This is a genomic window from Polyangiaceae bacterium (assembly GCA_016715885.1).
In the GTDB taxonomy this organism is placed as follows: Bacteria; Myxococcota_A; Polyangia; order Polyangiales; family Polyangiaceae; genus Polyangium.
The window spans coordinates 1,049,982-1,059,393 of record JADJXL010000028.1; the positions used below are offsets into that span (position 1 = coordinate 1,049,982).

Here is a 9,412-nt window from a genome sequence, read left to right on the forward strand (position 1 = left end):
TGCATGGATTATCAACACACGCCCCGTCCAAACAACCCTGATTGGCTGTGCAGGTGATGTTCACTTGCCCGGTGCAACCATTCACTACGCTTTTCGAGTCTGGAGAGCAGGTATCACCGCAATTCGTTTCCAACGATAAGCCCGCCTCGCCGCCAGCTCCCGTGCTTTCTTCAAGACCTCCGTTGCCGTACGCTCCGCCTGGACCGCTCCCGCCAGTCAATACGTATTCCCTATCGACGCCAAGTATATCTGCGCATCCAATGCAAGCTACAGCGTAGCCTGCATTTGTGAGTAGCAGTGCTTGAAGCGGAAAAACGTCCCGTCTCATTGCTCGTCACCATGCTCCTTCCACCGAAATACCGATGCCGTCAGCAGAACCGCGAATTCTTGCGGTCAGAACGTTGAGCGGGTCGGGTTTTTGCTGCTTGCCGTATTTATTGATGATCAGCAGGCTTCCCCCAACCACAGCACCTGCGATCGCCACGCCGAAACCAAATGTTGCAGCATTTGCACTTGCTCGAGCGTGATTCCCTGTGTCGACGGCCGTTTGGGTCTGGCAGTACGTCATAATTCCCGTTGGGGCATTTCTGCAATATTGGTTCGACTCATTCTTGGCTGACACTGCCAATACGAGCGCCACGGTACCGACAACCAGACCCGAAGTGCCCACTCCAAGCGCAAGGAATCCGCCAGTACGCAGGCCATGATTTGGCGGTAGCGTCGGCGGCGGATCCCAATAATACTGTTTTTCGGGAACGATACGCGTACTTGCAGAGGCTGCCGAATTTAGAAGCGCAACAGAAATGCGCTCGGATTGCCCCTTCTTTAGATGCAAATGGATTTCCTTGGCCGCCACTCCTGGCGCTCTCAGGATGACCGTATGATCTCCAGGATCAACAACGAAGGGCAGCCCCAAAGAATTGTTGCCAATCTTGACGCCGTCGACGGTTGCCTCGAAATTTGTCGAGTTGCCCGGGGGCGCTACCAAGACGATGGCGGCAACGTCCAGCAACAATACATCGCGTTGAACTCGCGCCTCTTTTGCATATCCTTCGTGTGCTTTTTGTTTTTCGCTCGAGAACTTCTCGTATTCATGCAAATATTCTTCGTAACCTTTGATGGCTGCTGTAAGTCGTCCCCGTTTGGTATTACAATCTGCTAGCGCGAGAATCGTTACCGATCGGCGTTCACCTGCAAGGCTTTGCTCGAGTTTCGGGCATGCTTCGTCATAACGACCGCTTTCCATGAGTTCAATGCCTTGATGGAACAGCGCCTCCGCTAAGCTCACCGATGCCCTTGCAACTGGAGACGCGGTCAAGACAGACCAAAGGATGGGTGTGATGGCAAGAGTCGAGAAACGTGCGTTCATTGGAGCTTGCTCGCTATGATGGATTATCGTCAACGATCCCGGGCCCAGTCGTAGGGTTTGGAAGACGTCTTGGGAACTACTTTCGTCTCGATTCCTGGTGCGGGAGCAAGGGGCGTGACGCTTTTCGAATTGGCTGTTGCGGATGGATTGGAAGATTTGCTGGATGACGGCATTGACGGACCAGCGACAACGATGCTCGAGATGGGCTTGACGCTCTGATTCGGTTGAGAGACCGTTTTATTGAACTTGCCGACTTCAGGACCTCGCGTGCCTATCTCCGCTCTTGCAAACCCTTCGTTTGCCACATTCCCCGCATCCTTGCCGGACCAGTTTAGCGGCTGCACTTCGACCTTCATGGCGGACACTGCCGGCACCGCGCTCGCATTCACCGTCGTCTGCTCCGCGTGCGGGCCTCGCAATGCCAATACCAACGTCACCACGGCGGCCGATGTCACCATGGCCCCGCCCCCTGCGAATGCCAACTTCGTACGCTTTGTGCGCAATGACAGCGGTGGCTGCCCCGTAATGCTCATCCCCGCAGCAGTTCCCTGCGTTTGCTCGACTCTTGCCGGCGGCGGCATCGGCGGCTCGTGCACGATGGGCGGCGGTGCCATAGGCAGATCCTGCACCCCGCGCGACTCCGTATGCGATGGCAGCGGTGCACGCATCGGCGGAGGCAAACCCAATGCTTCGCGCAACGCCGTCGCCAAATCGTCCGCAGATTGATACCGCTCATGCCGATCCTTGCGCAGACACCACAGAATGACCGCCTCCAGCGCCGGAGGTACATCGGTGCGCCATGCGCTCAAAGGCACGGGCTCGGCATTCAAAATGTTCCCAATGAAATCGCTAGGGTTGTTCCCGTCGAATGGCCGCTTCGTCGTCAAAAGCTCGTACAGAACCACGCCAAGTGACCAAATGTCCGTCCGCCAATCCGCGGTTCTCGAGCTCAAGAGCTGCTCGGGCGACATGTACGGAACCGATCCCACCATGTCGCCCTTGTTCGTCATCGCTGCCTCGTCCGGATCGACGATCCTCGCAATGCCAAAATCGAACACCTTGACGCGCGGCGCGCCATCGGCGGTCGTCGTCAAAAATAGATTCGCGGGCTTGAGATCCCGATGCACGACATGCCTTGCATGCGCCTCGGCAACCCCCCTGCATGCTTGCAGAAAATATTCAACCGCGTCGCCAAGTGGTAGCGGGCCTCTCTTGCGCAGAATCGCTTTGAGATCCTCCCCCTCGAGGTACTCCATGAGCATGTACGGCTCGCCCGTTTCCAATTTGTCAACGTCGTGGACGCGTACGACGTGCTCGCCCTTCAATCGTGCCGACGCCCGGGCCTCACGAACGAAGCGCTCGACGGCTTGAGGATTCGTCATTCCGGCGGGCAAGAGAAACTTGATCGCGACCAATTCACCGAGCGTGTCGTGCCTCGCCGCAACGACGATTCCCATCCCGCCCTGACCAAGCGTGCGCTCCACGGTGTATTTCCCGAGCAACTTGGTTCCGCGCGGGATCGGATCGTGGCGATTACGAAAGAGCCCCTCTTCCGGAGGCGGTGCATAATCGGAGCTTTGCATTTTCACGTCAGCCTGCCCTCAGCTTCAATACATCCAAATCAATCGAAACGACCTACTCAACCGACGACGGTGCAAAGGGAGTTGCCCTGTTCACCTACCACGGTGTTTGCCTCCCTAGAGCACGCGCCATGCCATGACCAACCCTCGTCATTTCCCGCGTTTTTCGCGGCATTTGCACAGGTTTGGCAGGTGCACCCGAAGTGCACCCTTGCACCCGAAGTGCGACACGCGTGCATTAGGAGCGCAAACGTCACATCGACCGCATCGACAAATCACAGCATGTGCGCCAAAGCGTTTTTCCCATGGCACCCGTTTGTCGTCGTGCTAAACAGTTTGGCATGGCCTCCATGCAGCATGACGTTTTGGTGGAGCTCTTCAAGAATCGCCCTTCGCTTGCCACGGAGCTGCTCGCCGAATCCCTTCACGTTCCTCAGCCGGACTTCGATGAAGTGCGCCTGGCCTCCATCGAGCTGACCGAGGTGCAGCCGGCGGAATACCGTGCAGATGTCGTCGCCGTCTTGTATCGCAATGAAAACCGATTCGCGTCAACATCGTCGAAGTGCAGCTCCGCATCGATCACGACAAACCGTACGTTTGGCCCGTCTATTTGACGGTGAGCCGCGACAAACATCGCTGCAAGGCGGATTTGCTCGTCGTCGCGCCCGATCCTGCCGTTGCATCTTGGTGTGCACAGCCCATCGACATCGGCGTCGATGGATTCGTCCTCGAGCCGCCGGTGTTACGCCGCGAGCTGATTCCGATGATCACCGATCCTGACGACGCTGCTCGCAGGCCCGAGCTTGCACTTTTGTCCGCCATGGCATATGGCGACACCGAACGGGCGACCGAGATTGCCGAGGCGGCCGTACCTGCCTTTGCCAACCTCGACGACAAACGATCTGGCTTTACCTAGATATCCCTGTACAACTCGATCAACGAAGCTGCTCGGCGTGCGCTGGAGGCGATGATGAAGGGCTACGAATACACGAGTCCGTTCGCAAAAAAGCACATCCAACTCGGACGCGACGAAGGCATCAAGCTCGGACGCGACGAAGGCATCAAGCTCGGACGCGACGAAGGTGTCAAGCTCGGACGTGACGAAGGTCTCAAGCTCGGACGCGACGAAGGTGTCAAGCTCGCCGCTCGATCTCTACTGACGGTGCTGCGGGCGCGAGGGCTCGACGTGCCGGAAGCGACGCGACAACGCATCCTCGACGAGAAGGACATCGCTCGTCTCGAACGGTGGCTCGAACGTGCCACGACGGCGAACAGCCTCGCCGAAATGCTCGCTGAGCCGAGTTGAAGCGATCATGAAGGGCTACGAATACACGAGTCCGTTCGCAAAAAAGCACATCCAACTCGGACGCGACGAAGGCATCAAGCTCGCCGCTCGATCAATACTGATCGTCCTGCGGGTGCTGGGGATCGACGTGCCGGAAGCGCACGTCAACGCATCCTCGACGAGAAGGACATTGGTCGTCTCGAACGGTGGCTCGAACGTGCCACGACGGCGAGCAGCGTCGCCGATGTGCTTGCTGAGCCGTAGCCGAGCCTATCGTAAAGCGTACCTCGGTACGCCTTTCCAAGCTCCAGACCGCGGCAGTGGCCCAATCCTGGTCGCCGTTCTCAATGGTTCGCGCGCAGCGCAACGACGTTCGGTCGTGCCCGGGGGAGATCGGGGTACCTCTTCAATAGGTAGAAGAGCTTTCGCCTGCTCATGCCGAGCACCTCCGCCGCTCGGGTGACGTTGCCCCCGCATTGATGGAGCGCCCACCTGATCCGCTCCTTTTCCGAAGCATTCTCCGGTACCTGATCGGGCATCACAACCGTCATTTCCGCCATCTGCTCGGGCACCGCAAACGGCAGTGCCTCCATCCTGTCCGTCTTGTCGTATTCCCGCATCTCCTCCGGCAAATGCTCGGGTAAGACCACTCCGCCCGAACAATGCGCCAGCGCGGACATCATCGCATTGCGTAAATCCCGCACGTTGCCCGGAAATTCAAAACCTTCCAAAATCGATATCGCTTCCCTCGACAAACGCGGCACCACCGGCCGTTCCACCGCGCGACATTCATCCTCGAGAAACGCTTCGGCAAGCGGCACGATGTCCGCCGGAGGCGATCGCAAGGGCGGTATCTCCAGCTCGAACCCCCGCAACCGATAAAAGAGGTCCTTCCGAAATGTCCCGCGTGCCACACAGTCGTGCAAGCTATGGTTCGTTGCTGCAATCACGCGCACGTTCACCTGGCGCGATACCGTCGACCCCAATGGCGTGACGCGCCGATCGTCGAGCATTCGGAGGAGCTTCGCTTGCGTTGCAAGCTGTAGCTCGCCAATCTCGTCCAAAAACAGCGTTCCCCCATCTGCTGCCTCTAGATACCCTTTGGCATCCACTCTCGCATCCGTGAACGTCCCCTTTATGTGCCCAAACATTTCCCGCTCGAACATGAGCTCGATGGCCGGACAATTCACCGGAATGAACGCCCCTCGCGCCCGCGGCGAAGCCGCATGAATCGCGCGCGCGAGCACATCTTTGCCCACACCGGTTTCTCCCAGCAGAAGCACGCATGCCCGCGAAGAAGAAGACGCCACCTTCCGTGCCTCGTCGTAGACCGCCTGCGTCGCCGGATGCCGCACAACCGGCGGATACGGCCACGTTCCCCCGTCACCGGCATTCGCATTCGAAGGCAAATGCATTTTGCGTAACATGCCCATGACAGAGCCAAGTACGATGCGATCGCCCGGTTCCACGACAAACATCTCCCCCGTCAAACGCTGCGCCTGTTCCGTATGCGTGATATCCATGTCCTTGTCCCCTTTGCGTAAGATCGTCCCGTTCAAACTACCGAGGTCCTGGATGTAAATGCGCGAATCGACCGTCAACACGGCGTGGTTGGCGGATACCGAGGCATCGGAAATGACGATGTCGTTCGTTGTGCGACTGCGCCCGATTCGAACCTGACCCACCACGGGCAAACGATGTCGCTGCGGCTCGCCACCACATGAAAAAATGACCAGTTCGAGTCGCCCTGATGGTGCAAAGGGAGTTGCCATGTTCACCTTCCACGAGTTTGCCTCCGTAAAGCACGCGCCGTGCCATGACGAACCCCGGCCCGAATCAGCGTTTTTCTCGGCATGTTCCAAGTTTGGCCGGTGCACTCGAAGTGCATCCTTGCACGCATGGTGCAACCCTGTGCACCACAAGTGCAAGCACCAAGTCGACCGCATCGACAAACCGCATCATGCGCGACAAACGTACCCTGGGACAAACGACATGAAAAATACGTATAATTGCGTAGGCGATCATGTACAGTGCAAAACCAAAGCAGCGTTCCCAGACGCACCATCAATGAGTTACACGGTATGTCGGCGTTGACCGCCATCAGGTTGCACTGGGAGTGCCCGCAGAAGTACAGCGAAAACGCGCGCCCGTCGCATCATGGAAGACCCTCCGGCGCATGGCACAGGACAAACACCAATGCCGCTCCCTCGGCACCCTCGAATGCACGGGCCACATGCGGCTTGCCTGTCCATGGGTCGTCGAGTCCCACAATGGCCACGCGGCCATCCGACGCCATTGACGTGTTCTGACGCGTCAGTGACGAATCACCCGTGCATCTCGGAGGTCGTCCTCCAAATAATGTCTGCACGCAGCGCGCGGCACGCGTCGTGCAATGCGTGCAAGCATGAAAGTCACCCGTTCAGCATTGTTCCCCTGCTGTTCGCCGTCGCCCATCCTGCGTGCAAATCCGCGCACGAGACGAATGCCGAACCTGCTCCCATTGCTTCCGCACCCGAAATCGCTCCGGCATCAGCGCCCACAACGCCACCAGGTCCCACGGTGTCCTGCTTGGATTTGCCGCGCAAAGGTCGATTGAAAATGCACGTCAGCGAGGACCAAAAGACCGTGTATTATGTCGAAGTTACCCACGAAATGCAAGCTTCTGGGGAACGTATCCCTCGCTATGCATTGGTCGCGCTGGATGTCGCGACACGTACGGCAAAGACGCTGGACGACAATGTGGGCACCGAGGTGCAGGTGAGCAAGCGTGGTCAGATCGTCTTTGCGCGCAGCGAAAGTGGATCCACGGAATACGGTGATAATCGCCGACTGTACATTCGAGCCCGACCAAGCGGAACCAAGAATGCTCAGCGCAAAGAATGGCAAGGATGTGCAGCATGTCGCCATTGATGAAAAAACCGCGAGCGCCATTTACGTGGACGATTCCAAGGTTTACCAAGTGCCGCTCGCCGGCGGTCCACCGAAGAAGCTCACCGACGGATGGATGCTCGATGCGGTGCTCGACAGCGGGGTGCTCGTACGCCAACAGTATGCCAAACGGAATTTCGTGCGTTTCGATGGCCGGAAAGGAAAAGAATTCAAGATAGAAAATGAAGAGCGATTTGCAGGCGTGAATGATGGCTTCATGATCGCCCTCGCGGAGGATCCCGATCGCTTGGTGCTCCATGCCATGGCCATTGACGACAATGGACCGAACACCAAAAAAGAGCTCGCCCTCGACCGTGGCGCGCGATCGCTTCGCTGGAATACATCAGGGAGCGTCGATCGAATCATTGCGAAACACGACCAGAATATCCGCGTGTATCAGGTCCACGGCGCAGACGTGAAAAAGATTTTCACCTCGACCGGCGCCGCACTCGAGAGCTACCTCGAGCTCGAAAATGGGACCAAGGTCGTGCTCGCGTGTCACGATACGCATGGCAACGACGTATGCGACCAGCTCGATGAAACCGATGTATGCTTCATCGAGCGTGCTGCGGAGGGGGACGTCATCGACATACCGAAGCGCACGGTGCCTACGCCGCTGAAGGATGCGGCAGAAAAAATGGTCCGTCTCACGACGGATGGTGATTTGGCCGGTGCGAAAAATCAGGTTCCTCACGCGCGACGATGGCGGCTATCAGGCCGTATTCGAAACACCGCAGGATGGCCCGATGAATGCCGACGAATTGCGAGCTCGCGCGCGTACCCTGCAAGGTCGCATCACGGAGCTGTCCGGGGTTCCTTCGCTTTCGATACGTATCAATTTCGCGAATGGTTTTACCGCGAACACGACTTGGCACGACGGCACGAAACGTTTTTATTCGTTTGGCGGCGTGGGTGCGGCAGAGCTTGCCGATGTCAAGGAATATCCAATCGAAATCGATACGACCATCGTTGCCGGATGGGAGACGTCGACGTGCCGCGGCAAACTGAAAAACATCAGCGACAAACCGCTCGAGATGCTCACCGTGGAATGTTCGCCCGAGGTCTATTTCGGTCCTCGCAAAGCTCCAGGGCGCGCGAAGATGTCACCGCCCGTGCTCGGTCCCGGTGTCGAGGGGCAATTCATGACGACGAGCTTCGATTATTCGCAATACAGTGCGTTCGGCGTGAAAGTCGTGGTGAAACAGGGTGAGCAAGAAGTCCTTCCGTACAATCGTTACGCTGCGAAAAAGGGGCAGGAGCGATGGGACCAGGCCGTTTCCATTTACAACGCGTCGGGGCTTTCCTATTTCCAGTCGCCTCCAGAAAAAGAAGTGGGCGCGCTCGTATTGGCCAGCCCAGCCTTCCAAAAACTCGACAAGAGCGAGCAAGAGAAGGCGTGCGCGAAGGCCATCGATGAAATGGTGAAGCTGCGGCTCTTCGACCGGGCGAAGTCCAAAAAAGCGGTGCTCAAAATACACGACCCGATGACGAAAACCGCTCGGTGGCACTACACGGACGGGCAATTGAGCGACGTTTTGGAGTGACGGGATGGCGCAACGATGACGGGGTGCGACGATTCGCGCTCCGTCATTGCGATGTGTTGGGGTAGATTGACGGAGAAGAAATGGCGGGGCACAACGATGCGTGCTCCGCCATCGTGTTTTATGCATTATTCAATGGAGAAAAACTTGTCGAGCGCCGAGGTTGGCGGGGCATGATGTCCTCACGCCCCGCCATGACGTTCGACGCCATCACCCAGCAAAGAAAAATACTTGTCGAGCGCCTCGCGCACGACCGGAAGCTCGTGGAGCGTTTTGGGGTCCATGTATCGGTATTGCTTGGATTTCCACGCCACGCCGAGCACATAGTTCTTGTCCTGATGCTTGAACATGAACTTGGCGCTCGTCCAATTCTTTTCTTTTGCATGGTATCCGATGCCGCGCGCGGAATACGTCGATCCCGCCAGGTGCACCTCGGTCGAATATTCCGGTACATCGAATAGGCTCATCTTGTACAGGTCTTTGAACTCCGTCGTCGACACCTGGGCCACATCGAAAAACACGATCGAGTCGTCCACCGGGCCCGCGACGAGGAATCCGCCTTTCATGAACGTTTCGGCGACGTCGGTGACCCACCAAAAACGCGCATCATGACAACGAAAACTAAAGGAACCTTGGATATGACGCAACGGCAAGACGCTCGGCATCAGCTTGTAGCTGTTGATGATCGAATAAGGCAACGACGGATCTG

Annotated in this window: 8 protein-coding genes and 1 pseudogene; 4 read left to right on the plus strand and 5 right to left on the minus strand. The window is 57.6% G+C overall.

Annotation, left to right across the window (positions count from 1 at the left end):
• Positions 1-334 precede the first annotated feature (334 nt).
• Positions 335-1,369, minus strand: coding sequence for a tetratricopeptide repeat protein (locus IPM54_45680; protein ID MBK9267057.1), 1,035 nt, complete (start codon positions 1,367-1,369; stop codon positions 335-337).
• A 29-nt stretch (positions 1,370-1,398) separates the two neighbouring features.
• On the minus strand, positions 1,399-2,958 hold the full coding sequence (locus IPM54_45685; GenBank protein ID MBK9267058.1) for a protein kinase: 1,560 nt from the start codon (positions 2,956-2,958) through the stop codon (positions 1,399-1,401).
• A 332-nt stretch (positions 2,959-3,290) separates the two neighbouring features.
• Here IPM54_45685 and IPM54_45690 point away from each other — a divergent pair.
• Positions 3,291-4,255 (plus strand): annotated as a pseudogene (locus IPM54_45690) (Yae1 family protein).
• Positions 4,256-4,578: 323 nt separating this feature from the next.
• On the opposite strand, the gene IPM54_45695 reads toward IPM54_45690, so the two are convergent.
• Complete coding sequence (locus tag IPM54_45695; protein MBK9267059.1) at positions 4,579-6,006, minus strand: sigma 54-interacting transcriptional regulator; 1,428 nt, start codon at positions 6,004-6,006, stop codon at positions 4,579-4,581.
• Between the two features lie 44 nt (positions 6,007-6,050).
• On the opposite strand from IPM54_45695, the gene IPM54_45700 reads away from it, so the two are divergent.
• Together IPM54_45700 and IPM54_45705 are read left to right on the plus strand one after the other, a co-directional pair.
• Positions 6,051-6,230 (plus strand): hypothetical protein, encoded by a 180-nt coding sequence (locus tag IPM54_45700; protein ID MBK9267060.1) that lies wholly within the window; start codon positions 6,051-6,053, stop codon positions 6,228-6,230.
• A 362-nt stretch (positions 6,231-6,592) separates the two neighbouring features.
• The gene (locus tag IPM54_45705; protein ID MBK9267061.1) at positions 6,593-7,144 is read left to right on the plus strand and encodes a hypothetical protein; all 552 of its coding nucleotides are present in this window, start codon (positions 6,593-6,595) and stop codon (positions 7,142-7,144) included.
• A 361-nt stretch (positions 7,145-7,505) separates the two neighbouring features.
• Here the strand turns inward: IPM54_45705 and IPM54_45710 are convergent, their stop codons facing one another.
• Positions 7,506-7,673: a hypothetical protein gene (locus IPM54_45710; protein ID MBK9267062.1), complete on the minus strand. Its 168-nt coding sequence runs from the start codon at positions 7,671-7,673 to the stop codon at positions 7,506-7,508.
• 145 nt (positions 7,674-7,818) lie between these two features.
• Here IPM54_45710 and IPM54_45715 point away from each other — a divergent pair, with 145 nt between their 5' ends.
• Positions 7,819-8,706, plus strand: a complete 888-nt coding sequence (locus IPM54_45715) for a hypothetical protein (GenBank protein MBK9267063.1) — start codon at positions 7,819-7,821, stop codon at positions 8,704-8,706.
• A gap of 179 nt (positions 8,707-8,885) precedes the next feature.
• On the opposite strand, the gene IPM54_45720 is transcribed toward IPM54_45715, so the two are convergent.
• The coding region (locus IPM54_45720) for a hypothetical protein (GenBank protein ID MBK9267064.1) at positions 8,886-9,412 on the minus strand (527 nt) is incomplete at its 5' end.

What these genes read in the sequence shown, in the direction of transcription:
- IPM54_45705 (MBK9267061.1), top strand. Translation starts at nt 6,593, where the DNA reads ATGTCTGCACGCAGCGCGCGGCACGCGTCGTGCAATGCGTGCAAGCAT.
- IPM54_45715 (MBK9267063.1), top strand. Translation starts at nt 7,819, where the DNA reads ATGGTGATTTGGCCGGTGCGAAAAATCAGGTTCCTCACGCGCGACGAT.
- IPM54_45680 (MBK9267057.1), bottom strand. Translation starts at nt 1,369, where the DNA reads ATGAACGCACGTTTCTCGACTCTTGCCATCACACCCATCCTTTGGTCT.
- IPM54_45710 (MBK9267062.1), bottom strand. Translation starts at nt 7,673, where the DNA reads ATGCGTATCGTGACACGCGAGCACGACCTTGGTCCCATTTTCGAGCTC.
- IPM54_45695 (MBK9267059.1), bottom strand. Translation starts at nt 6,006, where the DNA reads ATGGCAACTCCCTTTGCACCATCAGGGCGACTCGAACTGGTCATTTTT.
- IPM54_45700 (MBK9267060.1), top strand. Translation starts at nt 6,051, where the DNA reads ATGACGAACCCCGGCCCGAATCAGCGTTTTTCTCGGCATGTTCCAAGT.